Origin of the sequence: Aeromonas sp. QDB31 (genome assembly GCF_027707605.1) — a bacterium.
Taxonomy (GTDB): Bacteria; Pseudomonadota; Gammaproteobacteria; order Enterobacterales; family Aeromonadaceae; genus Aeromonas; species Aeromonas media.
The window spans coordinates 1-14767 of record NZ_JAPCIX010000003.1; the positions used below are offsets into that span (position 1 = coordinate 1).

The 14767-nt window shown below is 64.6% G+C and carries 16 protein-coding genes and 1 pseudogene; 14 read left to right on the forward strand and 3 right to left on the reverse strand.

The features are described 5' to 3' along the window. Window positions 1–228: 228 nt before the first annotated feature. Both PG898_RS21300 and PG898_RS21305 read left to right on the forward strand, forming a co-directional pair. A pseudogene (locus PG898_RS21300) lies at window positions 229–936 on the forward strand (PAS domain-containing protein); the annotation flags it as partial. 150 nt (window positions 937–1086) lie between these two features. Then, on the forward strand, window positions 1087–1476 hold the full coding sequence (locus PG898_RS21305) for a methyl-accepting chemotaxis protein (RefSeq protein WP_409241608.1): 390 nt from the start codon (window positions 1087–1089) through the stop codon (window positions 1474–1476). Between the two features lie 80 nt (window positions 1477–1556). Here the strand turns inward: PG898_RS21305 and PG898_RS03690 are convergent, their stop codons facing one another. Together PG898_RS03690 and PG898_RS03695 are read right to left on the reverse strand one after the other, a co-directional pair. Continuing rightward, window positions 1557–1754 (reverse strand): hypothetical protein, encoded by a 198-nt coding sequence (locus tag PG898_RS03690; protein ID WP_042648673.1) that lies wholly within the window; start codon window positions 1752–1754, stop codon window positions 1557–1559. Between the two features lie 61 nt (window positions 1755–1815). Continuing rightward, on the reverse strand, window positions 1816–2712 hold the full coding sequence (locus PG898_RS03695) for a DMT family transporter (RefSeq protein ID WP_270824016.1): 897 nt from the start codon (window positions 2710–2712) through the stop codon (window positions 1816–1818). 111 nt (window positions 2713–2823) lie between these two features. Between PG898_RS03695 and rsxA the strand changes: the two genes are divergently transcribed. From rsxA to gloA, 8 genes are all read left to right on the forward strand, one after another. Continuing rightward, window positions 2824–3405 carry an electron transport complex subunit RsxA gene (gene rsxA / locus PG898_RS03700; protein WP_005326871.1) on the forward strand — a complete coding sequence of 194 codons (582 nt, stop codon included), beginning with the start codon at window positions 2824–2826 and terminating at the stop codon, window positions 3403–3405. A 4-nt stretch (window positions 3406–3409) separates the two neighbouring features. Continuing rightward, window positions 3410–3976: an electron transport complex subunit RsxB gene (gene rsxB, locus PG898_RS03705; RefSeq protein WP_005326872.1), complete on the forward strand. Its 567-nt coding sequence runs from the start codon at window positions 3410–3412 to the stop codon at window positions 3974–3976. A 14-nt stretch (window positions 3977–3990) separates the two neighbouring features. Then, a complete protein-coding gene (rsxC, locus tag PG898_RS03710) occupies window positions 3991–6684 on the forward strand; it encodes an electron transport complex subunit RsxC (protein WP_171269054.1) in 2694 nt (897 codons plus the stop codon). 3 nt (window positions 6685–6687) lie between these two features. Then, window positions 6688–7740, forward strand: coding sequence for an electron transport complex subunit RsxD (gene rsxD / locus PG898_RS03715; protein WP_042648615.1), 1053 nt, complete (start codon window positions 6688–6690; stop codon window positions 7738–7740). An 85-nt stretch (window positions 7741–7825) separates the two neighbouring features. Beyond that, window positions 7826–8458 carry an electron transport complex subunit RsxG gene (gene rsxG, locus PG898_RS03720; protein WP_042648614.1) on the forward strand — a complete coding sequence of 211 codons (633 nt, stop codon included), beginning with the start codon at window positions 7826–7828 and terminating at the stop codon, window positions 8456–8458. 38 nt (window positions 8459–8496) lie between these two features. Then, window positions 8497–9255: an electron transport complex subunit E gene (locus tag PG898_RS03725; RefSeq protein WP_171269055.1), complete on the forward strand. Its 759-nt coding sequence runs from the start codon at window positions 8497–8499 to the stop codon at window positions 9253–9255. Window positions 9256–9285: 30 nt separating this feature from the next. After that, complete coding sequence (nth, locus tag PG898_RS03730) at window positions 9286–9927, forward strand: endonuclease III (protein ID WP_005323629.1); 642 nt, start codon at window positions 9286–9288, stop codon at window positions 9925–9927. 80 nt (window positions 9928–10007) lie between these two features. Then, window positions 10008–10415 carry a lactoylglutathione lyase gene (gloA, locus tag PG898_RS03735; protein WP_025326535.1) on the forward strand — a complete coding sequence of 136 codons (408 nt, stop codon included), beginning with the start codon at window positions 10008–10010 and terminating at the stop codon, window positions 10413–10415. Between the two features lie 82 nt (window positions 10416–10497). Here gloA and PG898_RS03740 read toward each other — a convergent pair whose 3' ends face one another. Beyond that, window positions 10498–10851, reverse strand: coding sequence for a hypothetical protein (locus PG898_RS03740; protein WP_216368083.1), 354 nt, complete (start codon window positions 10849–10851; stop codon window positions 10498–10500). 335 nt (window positions 10852–11186) lie between these two features. Here PG898_RS03740 and PG898_RS03745 point away from each other — a divergent pair, with 335 nt between their 5' ends. The 4 genes from PG898_RS03745 to PG898_RS03760 all read left to right on the forward strand — a co-directional run bounded on the left by PG898_RS03745 (window position 11187) and on the right by PG898_RS03760 (window position 14741). Continuing rightward, entirely contained in the window at window positions 11187–12116 is a 930-nt protein-coding gene (locus PG898_RS03745) for a ZIP family metal transporter (protein WP_043129314.1), read from the forward strand. A 141-nt stretch (window positions 12117–12257) separates the two neighbouring features. Continuing rightward, on the forward strand, window positions 12258–12950 hold the full coding sequence (mtnN, locus tag PG898_RS03750; protein ID WP_171269056.1) for a 5'-methylthioadenosine/S-adenosylhomocysteine nucleosidase: 693 nt from the start codon (window positions 12258–12260) through the stop codon (window positions 12948–12950). Window positions 12951–12976: 26 nt separating this feature from the next. Beyond that, window positions 12977–13909, forward strand: coding sequence for a cobalamin biosynthesis protein CobD/CbiB (locus tag PG898_RS03755; protein WP_171269057.1), 933 nt, complete (start codon window positions 12977–12979; stop codon window positions 13907–13909). Further along, the gene (locus PG898_RS03760; RefSeq protein ID WP_253264849.1) at window positions 13902–14741 is read left to right on the forward strand and encodes a cobalamin-binding protein; all 840 of its coding nucleotides are present in this window, start codon (window positions 13902–13904) and stop codon (window positions 14739–14741) included. The genes PG898_RS03755 and PG898_RS03760 overlap by 8 nt, the downstream gene beginning before the upstream one ends. Window positions 14742–14767 lie beyond the last annotated feature (26 nt).

Genomic DNA, 14767 nt, shown 5'->3' on the forward strand with positions numbered 1-14767 from the left:
AAATCGGCTCAAACATGAAGAAATGAAATGACTGAGTCAGCCGAGAAGAATTTCCCCGCTTATTCGCACCTTCCTTAATTCAGACTCGATGATGATTCATCAAAGAGCAATGCTATTGTTAATTCACTCAGATTAAGGTCGGTCTGTCATTCAAGGGTCTCATGGAGGAGCTCTGTCATGTTCTGGAATCAAAAAACAAGCAAGGAAGTGAATGAGCAGGTAGCAAAGATGGCAGAGTTGAGTGCTTTCGAGCAGGCCATCCAGTCCCAGGTGCCTTTCATCCAGTTTACCCCGGCAGGAGTGGTCACCTTCGCCAACGAGCTGTTTCTCAAGATCGTGGGCTTTGGACGTGAAGAGGTGATTGGCAAGCACCACAGCACGCTCTGTTTTCCGGAGGACGTCAAGACCCGAGATTATGAGAGCCTGTGGCAGGATTTGCGCGGTGGCATCTCCCGCAACGGGCGCTTCATCCGCCAGTCGAAATCGGGCAAGGCAGTCTGGCTGGAGGCCACCTATTTCCCCATCGTGATCGACGGCAAGGTGGTGCGCGTCGCCAAGGTCGCCTCCGATGTGACACCGCAGCAATCCTCCCTCGAGCGCACCCAGGCCTTGCTGGCGGCGCTGGACAAATCGCTGGCAGTGATCGATTTCCAGCCGGACGGTACCGTCATCACCGCCAACCAGAACTTCCTCCACTGCTTCGGCTACCGGCTGGAGGAGGTGGTCGGCAAACACCATCGCCAGTTCTGCGATCCCGAGTTTTACCAGAAAAACCCCAACTTCTGGCGCGATCTTGGCTCGGGGGACATCAAGTCCGGACTCTTCATGCGCCTTGGCCATCACGGGGAGAAGATATGGCTGGAGGCGACCTACAACCCCATCTTCAACCACGAGGGCAAGGTGGTCAAAATCATCAAGCTGGCGAGCGACATCACGGAGCGGGTGGAAAAATCCATCTCCACCCGGGAGGCGGCCCAGAAGGCCTGCGCCATCGCGAGCGAAACCGTCGCCAGTGCCGCCAAGGGGCGGGAAGTGATCGACAAGGTGCTGGAGACCTCCTCTCACATCAACACCTCGGTCAACGAGGTGAGCAAGCAGATAGATCTGCTCAATCAGCAATCCAAGAGCATAGAGTCCATCATCTCCACCATCAGCGGCATCGCGGATCAGACCAACCTGCTGGCACTCAATGCCGCCATAGAGGCGGCCAGGGCCGGCGAGCAGGGCCGGGGGTTTGCGGTGGTCGCCGACGAGGTGAGGCAGCTGGCGGCCAGAACCTCGACCTCCACCAACGAGATCGTCTCCGTCATCAAGCACAACTCCGACATCACCTCCAAGATCACCCAGACCGTCTCCGTCGTCTCAGGCAAGGCGGTGGCGGGGCAGGATCAGGCCAACATCATCGCCGACGTCATCAAGGAGATCATCGAGGACGCGAACTCGGTCTCGGACACCGTCAAGAGTCTCTCCATCTGAGCTCGGGGTACGCCATCCAATAAACAACGCGGGGCCTGGCCCCGCGTTGTTTATTGTCATCCAGGATGTGTGAAAAGGCGTCAATCCTCTCCCTGCAGATAGTGCCTCGCCTCCTCGTCGGCCTGACCCAGGGCCAGCTCCCACAACTCGGCGATGCAGAGCCCCTCCTCCCCCACCGCCGCTTCCTCCAGGGCCTCCAGGGCCCTGGCATCGGCCAGGGTGAAAGGGTGATGGCTCAGTAAAGCTTTGGCCTCGGCCAGCAACTTCATGTCGCTCATGGTGTGGCTCCTTCATGGCCAGCATAGGTCCCTGTCCAGACTGTAGCCGATCGGGGGAAAGTCAACTCTGGGCGGCGGCGCCGCGCACCCGGTTTTTGCCAGCGGGCAACTGACCGACCCCGATGCCGGCCAGCACGGCGGCGCAGGCAACCCATTGCAAGGCACCCAGCGTCTCCCCCAGCAGCAGATAGGCGAGCAGCAGGGTAAAGACCGGGATGAGGTTCACATAGGCGGCCGCCAGGGTCACCTTCACCTGGGTGACAGACCAGTTGTAGAGCAGGTAGGCGCCGAGCGTCACGAAGGCGCCGAGGAAGAGGATGACCCCCATGTCCTGCCAGTCCCAGTCCGCGGGCCAGGGGGCACTGAAGGCAAAGGGGGCGAAGAAGAGGGTGCCGACGAAGGCCTGCAGGGCGGTCAGAGTCAGCACGCCGTAACGGCTGGAGAGCTTCTTGAACACCACTGAGTAGGTGGCGGCGCAGAGCATGGCCCCCATCTCCAGACTGTTGCCGAGCAGGGCATTGGGAGCGAACTCATCGGCCCCCTCGGCCAACCCCAGCAGGGCGATACCGCAGATGGCGATGGCAAAACCCAGCAGCTGGCGGCGGCTCACCCGCTCCCTCAGCAGCACGAAGGCCACCAGGGCCACCATCAGGGGCAGCAGCGCACAGACCATGCCCGCCTGCCCGGCGCTGGTGTAGCGCAGGGCGTTGACCTCCAGCAGAAAATAGAGGCAGGGCTCCAGGGCGCCCATCAGGGCCAGCCAGCGCCAATCCCCTTTTTGATAGTGGAAGTTGCCGAGGTGACGGTAACACAGCAGCCAGCAGCCCGATGCCACCGCCATGCGCATAAACAGCACCTGGCCGAAGGACCAGACCTCCAGCACATGTTTGAGGGCGATAAAGGAGCTGGACCAGAGCAGCATGGCCAGGGTGAGGGTCAGTATGGGTAGCGGGCGCACAATGCCTCCATGAATTGGGCCCCCGAATAATAACCATACGGCCTTGCGGTTGTCTAAAGGCACCTAACATCAGATAATACCGCCGCCTTCACACCGGAAAACCCATCGTCAATGACTGAGTACCTGCTTTTACTGGTCAGTACCGTGCTGATCAACAACTTCGTGCTGGTGAAGTTTCTCGGCCTCTGCCCCTTCATGGGCGTCTCCGGCAAGCTGGAAACCGCCATCGGCATGGGACTGGCCACCACTTTCGTGATGACGCTCGCCAGCGCCTGCTCCTATCTGATGGAGCACTATATCCTGATCCCGCTGGACATAGCCTACCTGCGCACCCTGGGCTTCATCCTGGTGATCGCCGTGGTGGTGCAGTTCACCGAGATGGTGATCCGCAAGAGCAGCCCGACCCTCTATCGCCTGCTCGGCATCTTCCTGCCCCTCATCACCACCAACTGCGCCGTGTTGGGCGTCGCGCTGCTGAGCATCAACGAGCGTCACAACTTCATCCAGAGCATCATCTACGGCTTCGGGGCTGCCTGCGGTTTCTCGCTGGTGCTGATCCTGTTTGCCGCCATGCGTGAGCGTCTGGTGGCCGCCGACGTGCCGGCCCCCTTTCGCGGCGTCTCCATCGCCATGGTCACCGCCGGCCTGATGTCTCTGGCCTTCATGGGCTTTACCGGCCTCATCAAGATATAGCGCTATGACTCACATACTCTTTGCCATCCTGGTGCTGGCCCTGCTGGCCCTGGCCTTCGGCATCATTCTGGGCTATGCCGCCGTCAAGTTTCATGTGCAGGCCGACCCCATCGTCGACCAGCTCGATGCCCTGCTGCCCCAGACCCAGTGCGGCCAGTGTGGCTACCCGGGCTGCAAGCCCTATGCCGAGGCGCTGGCCAACGGCGACAAGATCAACAAGTGCGTGCCCGGTGGCGATGCCACCATGCGCAAGATAGCGGATCTGATGGGGGTCGAGCCCCAGCCGCTGGACGGTGGCGACGAAGCGGCCGTCCCCGTCAAGAAGGTCGCCTTCATTCACGAGGACATGTGCATAGGTTGCACCAAGTGCATCCAGGCCTGCCCGGTCGATGCCATCCTCGGCGCCACCAAGGCGATGCACACCGTCATCGCGGCCGAGTGCACGGGGTGCGATCTCTGCGTCGACCCCTGCCCGACCGACTGTATCGAGATGATCCCGGTGCCGACCACGGTCGACAACTGGAAATGGGATCTGGCCAAGGTCGCCATTCCGGTCAAGATAGTGGAATAAACAGCGGAGTAACCATGCAGCATCTGCTCGAACGCATCAAAGCCGGCACACTCTGGGATTTTCACGGTGGCATTCATCCTCCCGAGAACAAGCACCAGTCCAGCCTGACCCCTGTCGTGGACGCGGGTCTCCCCCCCCAGCTCATCATCCCGGTGCGCCAGCACGCAGGCCCGGCCGGCGAACTGCTGGTGCGGGTGGGTGACAGGGTCAAGAAGGGGCAACCGCTGACCCGTCATGACAAGGGCCGCATAGTGCCGGTGCACGCCTCCACCTCGGGCACCATCACCGCCATCGAACAACACACGGTGGCGCACCCCTCGGGCCTGGACGATCTCTGCGTCATCCTGACCCCGGACGGGGAAGATGCCTGGGGTGAACGCAGCCCCCAACCCGACTACTGGAATCTGGAGCGGGGCGAGCTGCTCGATCGCATCCAGCAGGCGGGGGTCGCTGGGCTCGGTGGCGCCGTCTTCCCGACCCACAGCAAGCTCGATGGCCGCGGCCAGCTCACCGAGATCCTGATCGTCAACGGCCTGGAGTGTGAACCCTACATCACCACAGATGACCGTCTGATGCAGGAGTATGCCGACGAGATCATGGAGGGCATCCGGGTGCTCAAGCACCTGCTCAAGCCCAAGCTGACCCTGATCGGGGTGGAAGACAACAAGCCGGCGGCCATCGAATCCCTCAACCGCCATGCCACAGACCCGGATGTGCTGGTCAAGTCGGTGCCGACCAAGTACCCCTCCGGCGGAGCCAAGCAGACCATAGAGCTGCTCACCGGGCGCCAGGTGCCCAAGGGAGGCCGGGCGGTCGACATGGGCATCATGGTGCTCAACGTCGCCACCGTCTTTGCCATCAAGCGCGCCATCATAGACGGCGAGCCGCTCATCTCGCGCATCGTCACCCTCACAGGGGATGCCTTCAAGCAACCGGGCAATGCCTGGGTGCGGCTCGGCACGCCGGTGCGCTGGCTGCTGCAGCGTTTCGAACTGCAACCGGAGGCGGATCAGCGGGTCATCATGGGAGGCCCCATGATGGGCTTCACCCTGCCCCATGCCATGGTGCCCGTGGTCAAGGCCACCAACTGCCTGCTCTCCCCCACCCGCGCCGAGCTGCCGCCCCCCGGCCCCGAACAGGCATGCATCCGTTGCAGCGCCTGTGCCGACGCCTGCCCCGCCAACCTGCTGCCCCAGGAGCTCTACTGGTACAGCCGGGTCAAGGAGTATGACAAGGCCGAGAAGCTCAACCTGTTCGACTGCATAGAGTGCGGGGCCTGTGCCTGGGTCTGCCCGAGCGAGATCCCCCTGGTGCAGTACTACAAGATTGCCAAGGATGACATCCGCGAGGTCCGTGCCGAGCACGAGAAGGCGGAGCGCGCCAAGCAGCGCTTCGAGGCCAAGCAGGCCCGCTTCGAGCGGGACAAGGCCGCGCGGGAGGCTCGCCACGCCGAGGCCGCCGCCCAGCGTCGCCAGGCCATGGCCGCGGCCGGGGGGGATGATCCCGTCGCCGCCGCTCTGGCCCGCCTCAAGGCCAAGCAGGACGCCGCCAGCGCAGAGCCCCAGCCGGACAACGCCGCCATGATGGCCGCCCGCGAGGCGCGCAAGCAGGAGGCGCTGGCGCGCCGCGCCGCCAAGGCGGTCGAGACCGCACAGCCGGATGATGTCGGCACGGCTGTCGTTGCCGAAGCTGATCCCAAGAAGGCCGCCATTGCCGCCGCCCTGGCCCGTGCCAAGGCCAAGAAGGCTGCCCAGGCTGCCGGTGACGAGGCCAACAACACGGCTGCCGCTCCGGGCGAGCCGGTGGCTGAGCCCGCTGCCGAGATCGATCCCAAGAAGGCAGCCATCGCCGCCGCCCTGGCTCGCGCCAAGGCCAAGAAAGCGGCCCAGGCTGCCGATGACGGGGCCAGCAACACAGCAGCCGCTCCGAGCGAGCCGGTGGCTGAGCCTGCCCCCGAGGTCGATCCCAAGAAGGCGGCCATCGCCGCCACCATCGCACGCGCCAAGGCCAAGAAGGCGGCCCAGGCCGCCGGTGACGAGACCAGCAACACGGCTGCCACATCGGGCGAGCAGGTGACTGAGCCCGCTGCCGAGATTGATCCCAAGAAGGCGGCCATTGCCGCTGCCATCGCCCGCGCCAAGGCCAAGAAGCTGGCGACTGCCGCTGACGAGGTCGTGCCCGACGCGCCAGTTTCCTCAAGTGACACTGTGAGCGACACGCTGGCCGCCCCGGGCGAGCCGGTGGCCGAGCCCGCCCCCGAGGTCGATCCCAAGAAGGCTGCCATTGCCGCCGCCATCGCCCGTGCCAAGGCCAAGAAGCTGGCCGCCGCCGCAGGCGAGGTCGCGCCCGATGCGCCTGTCCCCTCAAGGGACGTTGTGAGCGACACGCAGGTTACTCCGGGCGAGCCGGTGGCTGAGTCCGCCCCCGAGGTCGACCCCAAGAAGGCGGCCATTGCCGCCGCCATCGCCCGCGCCAAGGCCAAGACGCTGGCCGCCGCCGACGAGGTCGTGCCCGATGCGCCCGTCCCCTCAAGGGACGCTGTGAGCGACACGCTGGCCGCCCCGAGCGAGCCGGTGGCTGAGTCCGCCCCCGAGGTCGACCCCAAGAAGGCGGCCATTGCCGCTGCCATCGCCCGTGCCAAGGCCAAGAAGCTGGCGGCCGACGCCGCGGCGCACACTCCATCTCCTTCGACCGACAAGAGCCACTGATCCATGTTCAATCTCGCGAGTGCGCCCTTCGCCCATAACCGCAGACAGACCCAGACTCTGATGCTGCTGGTGATCCTGGCCTGTCTGCCCGGCTTCCTGGCCCAGACCTGGTTCTTCGGCTGGGGAACCCTGATCCAGATCCTGCTGGCCCTGGTGACGGCCCTGGGCTGCGAGGCCCTGGTCCTGCGCCTGCGCGGCCGCCCTGTCAAACCAGCCCTGCTGGACGGCAGCGCAGCCCTCACCGCCGTGCTGATAGGTCTATCCCTGCCCCCCCTGCTGCCTTGGTGGATGCTGGTACTGGGCACCGCCTTTGCCATCATCATCGCCAAGCACCTCTATGGCGGGCTCGGTCAGAACCTGTTCAACCCGGCCATGGTGGCCTATGTGCTGCTGCTGGTCTCCTTCCCGGTCCAGATGACCAGCTGGCTGCCCCCCTCCAGCATCGCCGCCTACGGGGTCGACTTTGGGGACGCCGTCTCGGTGATCTTCACCGGCTTCAGCCTGGACGGCTACAGCCTGGCGCAGCTCAAGCAGGGGGTGGATGGCCTGACCATGGCTACCCCCCTCGACACCCTGAAGACGGGCCTGACCCAGGGGCTCACCGCCAGCGAAGTGATGACTCACGCCGTGTTCGAGGGTTGGGGCGGGATTGGCTGGAGCTGGGTCAACCTCGGCTACCTGCTGGGTGGCCTCTTCCTGCTGCAGCAGAAGGTGATCAACTGGCGCATTCCCACCGCCGTGCTGGGGGCCCTGCTGCTCTCTGCCACCCTGGGTTATCTGGCCACGCCGGACGCTACCGCCACCCCCATGCTGCACCTGTTCAGCGGCGCCACCATGCTGGGGGCCTTCTTCATCGCCACCGATCCGGTGAGCGCCAGCACCACGGCCAGGGGTCGCCTCATCTACGGCGTGCTGATCGGCGTGCTGGTCTACCTCATTCGTCGCTTCGGCGGCTACCCGGACGCCTTCGCCTTCGCCGTGTTGCTGGCCAACCTCTGCGTGCCGCTCATCGACAGCCTGACGCGTCCCAAGGTCTATGGGGATCGCCGCAAATGAGCCAACCTCTGCGTAGCCAGCCCCAGCGACAGCCTGACTCGCCGCAAATGATCATCGCGCACATCTCACTCTCAGGAGCCCTCCCATGTTAAAGAGCATGCGCAAAAACGGCGTCACCCTGGCCCTGTTCGCCCTGGCCTGTACCGCCATGGTGGTGCTGACCAACGAGCTGACCCGGGATCGCATCGCCCACCAGCAACAGCTGGAGAAGCTGCGCACCCTGGAGGCCCTGCTGCCGGCGGGGAGCTATGACAACGATCTGGTGGCCAGCTGCAGGCTGGTCACCAGCCGCGAGTACCTGGGCAGCGATCAGCCCATGCCGCTCTACACCGCCACCCTCAAGGGGGAGCACACCGGCTATGCGCTGGAAACCGTGGCCCCCGACGGCTACAGTGGTGCCATTCGCATGGTGGTCGGCACCGATGCCAGCGGCGCCATCAGCGCAGTGCGGGTGCTGGCTCACAAGGAAACCCCGGGTCTTGGCGACAAGATAGAGCTGAAGAAATCGAGCTGGATAGAGAGCTTCGTCGGCAAGTTCCTCACCAAGGAGAACGCGGCAAGCTGGGCGGTGAAAAAGGATGGCGGCGAATTTGACGCCTTCACCGGCGCCACCATCACCCCGCGTGCCGTGGTCAAGGCGGTGAAGAATCTGCTGCTGCTGCAGCAGGAGCACCCTGAGCTGCTGCAAGAGGCCCCCTCCTGTGACACCACACCCTGACACCGGAGCCCCATATGGCGCATACAACGGAACAAGCAATGGAACAAGTTGATGTGATTGACGGCCATAGCCCGGCCGATGAGGGCAACAGCCGCCGCGAGGAACTCAAGGAGCTGATGCTGCAGGGACTGTGGAAGAACAACCCTTCCCTGGTGCAGGTGCTGGGGCTCTGCCCGACCCTGGCGGTCTCCTCCACCTTTACCAATGCCCTGGGGCTGGGTCTTGCGACCATGGTGGTGCTGGTCTGCTCCAACCTGGCCGTCTCTCTGGTGCGCAACTGGGTGCCCAAGGACATCCGCATCCCGGTCTACGTGATGATCATCGCGGCCCTGGTGACCAGCGTGCAGCTGTTGATGAACGCCTACACCTATGGCCTCTATCAGGCGCTCGGCATCTTCATCGCCCTCATCGTCACCAACTGCGTCATCATAGGCCGGGCCGAGGCTTATGCCTCCAAGAACCCGCCCCTGCTGGCGGCCATCGACGGCTTCATGATGGGGCTGGGGTTCACCCTGGTGCTGCTGTTGCTGGGGGGCCTGCGTGAGATCATCGGCATGGGTACCCTGTTCGACGGCGCCGACCTGCTGCTGGGGGACTGGGCCAGGTCCCTGCGCATCGAGCTGTTCCATGCCGATGCCAGCCTGCTGCTGGCCATCTTGCCGCCGGGGGGCTTCATCGGCCTGGGCCTGCTCATCGCCGGCAAGAACGCCATCAACGACTGGATGGGCCGCAAACAGCGTGCCGACAAGGCACACTGCAGCCTGCCCGCAGCCGGTGCCCGCACCACCCAGCTCTGAGGGCTGGCACCAAGACAGACATGAGACGCGATGAATAACCAAAAACGCAGAGAGATACTGGAACGGCTGCGGGAGAACAACCCGCACCCCACCACCGAGCTCAACTTCACCACGCCGTTCGAGCTGCTGATCGCCGTGCTGCTGTCGGCCCAGGCGACCGATGTCAGCGTCAACAAAGCCACCGACAAGCTCTATCCGGTGGCCAATACCCCGGCCGCCATGCTGGCACTCGGGGTGGACGGCGTGAAGGAGTACATCAAGACCATTGGCCTGTTCAACACCAAGGCCGAGAACGTCATCAAGACCTGCGCCATCCTGCTGGAGAGACACGGCGGCGAGGTGCCGGAAAATCGCGAGGCACTGGAAGCCCTGCCGGGGGTGGGCCGCAAGACCGCCAACGTGGTGCTCAACACGGCGTTTGGCTGGCCCACCATAGCGGTCGATACCCATATCTTCCGGGTGTCGAATCGCACCGGTTTCGCGGTGGGCAAGAACGTGGATCAGGTCGAAGAGAAGCTGCTGAAGGTGGTGCCCGCCGAGTTCAAGCTGGATGTGCACCACTGGCTGATCCTGCACGGGCGCTACACCTGTCTGGCGCGCAAGCCACGCTGCGGCTCCTGTATCATCGAAGACTTGTGCGAGTACAAAGAAAAGGTCTACCCCCAGAGCTGAACGACCTCCTTTCCGTTCACTGCCCGACCTCAAGACCTAGATAGAAAGCAGTACCAATCACCAACCCGGAGAATTGAGCAATGAGAATTCTGCATACCATGCTGCGCGTCGGCGACCTGCAACGCTCCATCGACTTCTACACCCGCGTGCTGGGCATGACACTGCTGCGCAAGAGCGAGAACAGCGAATACAAGTACACCCTGGCCTTCGTCGGCTACGGTGACGAGAAGGATGAGGCCGTCATCGAACTCACCTACAACTGGGGCGTGAGCGAGTACGAGCTGGGCTCCGCCTACGGCCACATCGCCCTGGAAGCGGACGACATCTATGGCACCTGCGACGCCCTGCGCGCCGCCGGCGCCAAGATCACCCGCGAGCCGGGCCCGGTCAAGGGTGGCACCACTGTCATCGCCTTCGTGGAAGACCCGGACGGTTACAAGATTGAGCTGATCGCCAAGAAAGACACAGGAACCGGCCTCGGCGTCTGAGCCAGACCGGCATCCTCGCGGTGACATAGCAACCGGGGCCCTGGGGCCCCGTTTTTGTTGGTACTCTGCCAGCCGTCCACCATCAGGCGAGACGGAAGCGGCCTATGGTCTGGCGCAGGCTCGCCGCCAGCTGGCTCAGCTCCAGACAGGCGCGGGCGGTGTGATCGGCACCGGTCGCCACCTCGTTGGAAGACTCGTTGATCCGCTCCACGTTGCGGCCCGGCTCGGTGTAGCTCCCGTTGGAGCGAAACGGCTCATCCCAGGCCTGATCCTTGAGCCCCTGCGCCAGCAGGGTGGAATCGGTGAAATTCAGCACCTGATCCAGCATACCACGCTGTTTGCTGGCGAGAAAAAGGTCGAATATCACGTTGAGGGCGGCAATAACCGCAAAGACCACGGCAATCTTCGTGCCGATGGAGAGGTTCTTGCAAAACATGTTGGCCGGTGATCCTCGACTGCTGATACGCTGGGGTGCAGGGGCGATCACATCCGTGTAAGTGGTGACCCGAGACACCTGACGGGAAGACGAAACAACACGAACGAACGGGAAGCGCATTCGCAGGCAAGCCCCTGCCACAGCTGCCGCCCTCGTTTATCCCTCTCGTGTTGCACAGGGCCATGTCGTTTGGCATGCGCCAGGAATACAAGCGCGACCGGATGACCACAAACTTGAGCCGATTGCAGCAATCGGTCCGCGAGCATGGACAAACCGGGGGCCAGGTTATGTAATGGCACTCTCGTCTCTCCCAACCACAGTCCCCCCGAGGCCCCATGGATAACGCGTCGACCCTCAGCCCCTCCTGGTCAGTACAACTGCGCGAGCAGATAGCGGATCGCCCCCTCGTCGCCCTGGGGCTGCTGCTCGCCCTGGCCGCCGTGCTGCTGCTCCTGTTGCAGAGCCTCGTCATGCTGGCGGCCGGTGACATCAGCCCCGGGGTGCGTTATGGCCTTATCGGCGGCGCCGCCGGGTTTGCCGCGACGGCGCTTGGCGCCCTGCCCGCCCTGTTCCTGCGATCTGTTCCCCAGCGGGTGGAAGACGCCATGCTGGGCTTTGCCGCCGGCATGATGCTGGCGGCCAGCGCCTTCTCCCTGCTGCTGCCGGGGCTGGAGGCGGCCGAGGGGATCACCGGAGACGGCTTTCTCGCCGCCGCCGTGGTGGTGGCCGGCATGACCCTGGGGGTCTTGCTGATGCTGGGGCTGGATCAGTTCACCCCCCATGAGCACGACAAGACAGGCCCCTGCGGTCCCGGCCACGAGAGCTGCTCCCGGGTCTGGCTGTTCGTGTTTGCCATCGCCCTGCACAACCTGCCGGAAGGCATGGCCATCGGGGTCAGCTTCTCCCAGGGGGACATGGCGGTGGGGCTGCCGCTCACTACCGCCATCGCCCTGCAGGACATCCCCGAGGGGCTGGCGGTGGCGCTCGCCATGTGCGCCGCCGGCTTTCGTCCCTCGGTGGCCGTGCTGGTGGCCATCGGCAGCGGTCTGCTGGAACCGCTCGGCGCCCTGCTCGGGGTCGGGCTCGCCAGCGGTATGGCCATCGCCTACCCCATTGGCCTGGGGCTCGCGGCCGGCGCCATGTTGTTCGTGGTCTCCCACGAGGTGATCCCCGAGACCCACCGCAACGGCCACCAAACCCACGCCACCCTAGGTCTGATGGCAGGCTTTGCACTGATGATGACCCTGGATACGGCACTGGGTTAACCGGAAATCCCCTGCCCTCTTGATTCGAACGGCGGCGCTCGGCGCCGCCGTTATCTTTTGCTATCATCTCCGCCAACTTTTTCGGCACCGCTACCCAGCGCGTGGCCGGGCCCGCACAAGATCTGAGAAACGAGGTAGATGATGAAAGTAGGTATTATCGGCGCCATGGAGCAGGAAGTTGCCCTGCTGCGCAGCCAGCTGAGTGAACCCACCACCCTGCAACTGGGCGGCTGCGAGTTCTATCAGGGCCGTCTGGCCGGTAAAGAGGTGATCCTGACCCGCTCCGGCATCGGCAAGGTTGCCGCCAGCGTCGCCACCAGCCTGCTGCTGGAGAAATTTGCCCCCGACTGTGTCATCAACACCGGCTCCGCCGGCGGCTTTGCCCAGGACCTGCACATCGGAGACGTGGTGATCGCCAGCGAGATGCGTTTCCACGACGTGGACGTGACCGCCTTCGGTTACGAGATGGGTCAGATGGCCCAACAGCCCGCCGCCTTCCCCTGCGATGACAAGCTCATCGCCCTGGCCCAGACCTGCATCGCCGAGCAAGGCAAGCACCAGACCAAGGTCGGCCTCATCTGCACCGGCGATCAGTTCATGTGCAAGCCGGACGCCATCGCCAAAGCCCGCGCCGACTTCCCGCAAATGCTGGCAGTCGAGATGGAAGGGGCCGCCATCGGCCAGGTATGCCACATGTTCAAGGTGCCCTATCTGGTAGTGCGCGCCATGTCCGACATCGCCGGCAAGGAGCAGGTGGAATCCTTCGATGCCTTCATCGAGGTGGCGGGTCAACACTCCGCCGAGGTGATCATCGCGCTGCTCGGCAAGCTGTGATCGACGCCCTCTCCTGGGATGCCCTGATGGCCGCCCTCGCCTCGACGACGGCGGCCATCATGGTGGGCGCCGCCCTGCTGGAGGCCCTGCTGCCCTGGCCCGCGCGTTTCAGGCCCGGCGCAGCCGTGCCGCTGCTGACCCGCCTCGGCCACAAGGTGTATCGCCCGGACGGTTCGCCCAGCCAGCAACGTCAGGCGGGGCTGCTGGCCCTGCTGGTGGTCTGGGTGCCCTGCGCCGCCGGCCTCTGGGCGGTGCGCAACCTCTCCCTGTCTGAACCCCTGTTCGACCTGCTGTTCCTGCTGCTGATGCTGGAGTCACGCCCGCTGCGGGAGCTCGCCCAGGGGAGTCGCGCCCTGGCAACCCAGGAGACGCTAGTGGTGGCAAGGTTGCAGGCAGCAAGCTGGCTCAGACGAGAGACGGGCGCTCTGTCGGTGATGGGATTGAACAAGGCGGTGAGCGAGACCTGCGTGCTGCGCCTCGTGGGCCAGTGGGCCGGCCCCCTGCTGGGCTTTGCCCTGGCCGGGATGCAGGGGGCCCTGCTCTGGCGCCTCGCCCAGCTTATGAATCAGGCCTGGAGCCCGAAGCAGACCGAGTTCGTCCACTTCGGCCGCGCCGCCAGTGCGCTCTATCAGGGGCTCTGTGCCCCCGCCATATTGCTGCTGGCGCTCCCGCTTGCGCTGACCCGGTTGCGCCAGCTTGGGGGCAAGCTGCGCCTTGCCCTGCGCTGGCCCTATCCGGCCATGGGCGCCCTGCTCGGCCTGCTGGCACAGAGCACCGGCAGCCGCCTCGGGGGCCCCCGCTACTATCAGGGCCAGCTGGTACGCCTCCCGGTGCTGGGCGATGGGAGCGAACCCGATGCCACCCTGCCCCGGCGCCTGCTCCATCGCCTGCTGCTGATCGGCTGGGGCTGGCTCTGGCTCTCGCTGATCCTGACCCTGATGGCACTGACTCATGGCTGACCGCTTCCCCCTTCGCGCCCTCTGCCTGCTGCTGTGCCTGCTCGGCTGGCCCCTGTCCGCTGCGGCGGCCACCCCGCAGCGCATCATCAGCCTCACCCCCCACCTGACCGAGCTGCTGTACGACATAGGGGCCGGGGATCGCATAGTCGCAGCCGACGATGCCTCCGATTTCCCCCCCGAGGTGGCGCCCCTGCCACGGGTCGCCAACTATCGCAGCATCAACCTGGAGGCACTGCTGGCACAGAAGCCGGATCTGGTGGTGGCTTGGCGCTCGGCCCAGTCCCGCATGCTGGCCCCCGTCGAGAAGCTCGGCATCCCCGTCTTCTACTCGGAGCCCACCGACTTTGCCTCCCTGGCCGACGAGATGCGCAGCCTGGGGCGCCTGCTAGGCACCCGGCAGAAGGCCGACCAGCAGGCCGACGCCTATCTGGCCAGGCTCGATGCCCTGAAACAGCGCTACGGCAAGCCCAAACCGGTCTCGGTCTTCTATCAGCTCTGGTATCCGCCGCTCACCAGCGTCAACGACTCGACCTGGCCGGGCCGCGCCATCAGGCTCTGCGGTGGCCGCAATATCATGGCCGATGCCAGCTCCCCCTATCCCCAGGTCGGGCTGGAGCAGGTGATCAAGGCCAACCCGGATCTCATCCTGGCTGGTAGCCGGGATCCCGCCGTGCTGGCCCACTGGCATCAGTGGCCCATGCTGGATGCCGTCAGGCAGCAGCGGCTCGTTCTCATCAACCCCGATGAGCTGCACCGCTTCACCCCGCGGGCCCTCAACGCAGTGGAGCAGGTATGCGAGGCCATCGCCGGCAGCAGCCCGCCATCGGCCTGATCCCAGGCGTCGCAGCGGGTTGGTCC

What these genes read in the sequence shown, in the direction of transcription:
- PG898_RS03690 (WP_042648673.1), bottom strand. Translation starts at nt 1,754, where the DNA reads ATGAGCGACATGAAGTTGCTGGCCGAGGCCAAAGCTTTACTGAGCCAT.
- rsxA (WP_005326871.1), top strand. Translation starts at nt 2,824, where the DNA reads ATGACTGAGTACCTGCTTTTACTGGTCAGTACCGTGCTGATCAACAAC.
- rsxB (WP_005326872.1), top strand. Translation starts at nt 3,410, where the DNA reads ATGACTCACATACTCTTTGCCATCCTGGTGCTGGCCCTGCTGGCCCTG.
- rsxC (WP_171269054.1), top strand. Translation starts at nt 3,991, where the DNA reads ATGCAGCATCTGCTCGAACGCATCAAAGCCGGCACACTCTGGGATTTT.
- rsxD (WP_042648615.1), top strand. Translation starts at nt 6,688, where the DNA reads ATGTTCAATCTCGCGAGTGCGCCCTTCGCCCATAACCGCAGACAGACC.
- rsxG (WP_042648614.1), top strand. Translation starts at nt 7,826, where the DNA reads ATGTTAAAGAGCATGCGCAAAAACGGCGTCACCCTGGCCCTGTTCGCC.
- PG898_RS03725 (WP_171269055.1), top strand. Translation starts at nt 8,497, where the DNA reads ATGGAACAAGTTGATGTGATTGACGGCCATAGCCCGGCCGATGAGGGC.
- nth (WP_005323629.1), top strand. Translation starts at nt 9,286, where the DNA reads ATGAATAACCAAAAACGCAGAGAGATACTGGAACGGCTGCGGGAGAAC.
- gloA (WP_025326535.1), top strand. Translation starts at nt 10,008, where the DNA reads ATGAGAATTCTGCATACCATGCTGCGCGTCGGCGACCTGCAACGCTCC.
- PG898_RS03740 (WP_216368083.1), bottom strand. Translation starts at nt 10,851, where the DNA reads ATGTTTTGCAAGAACCTCTCCATCGGCACGAAGATTGCCGTGGTCTTT.
- PG898_RS03745 (WP_043129314.1), top strand. Translation starts at nt 11,187, where the DNA reads ATGGATAACGCGTCGACCCTCAGCCCCTCCTGGTCAGTACAACTGCGC.
- mtnN (WP_171269056.1), top strand. Translation starts at nt 12,258, where the DNA reads ATGAAAGTAGGTATTATCGGCGCCATGGAGCAGGAAGTTGCCCTGCTG.
- PG898_RS03755 (WP_171269057.1), top strand. Translation starts at nt 12,977, where the DNA reads ATGGCCGCCCTCGCCTCGACGACGGCGGCCATCATGGTGGGCGCCGCC.
- PG898_RS03760 (WP_253264849.1), top strand. Translation starts at nt 13,902, where the DNA reads ATGGCTGACCGCTTCCCCCTTCGCGCCCTCTGCCTGCTGCTGTGCCTG.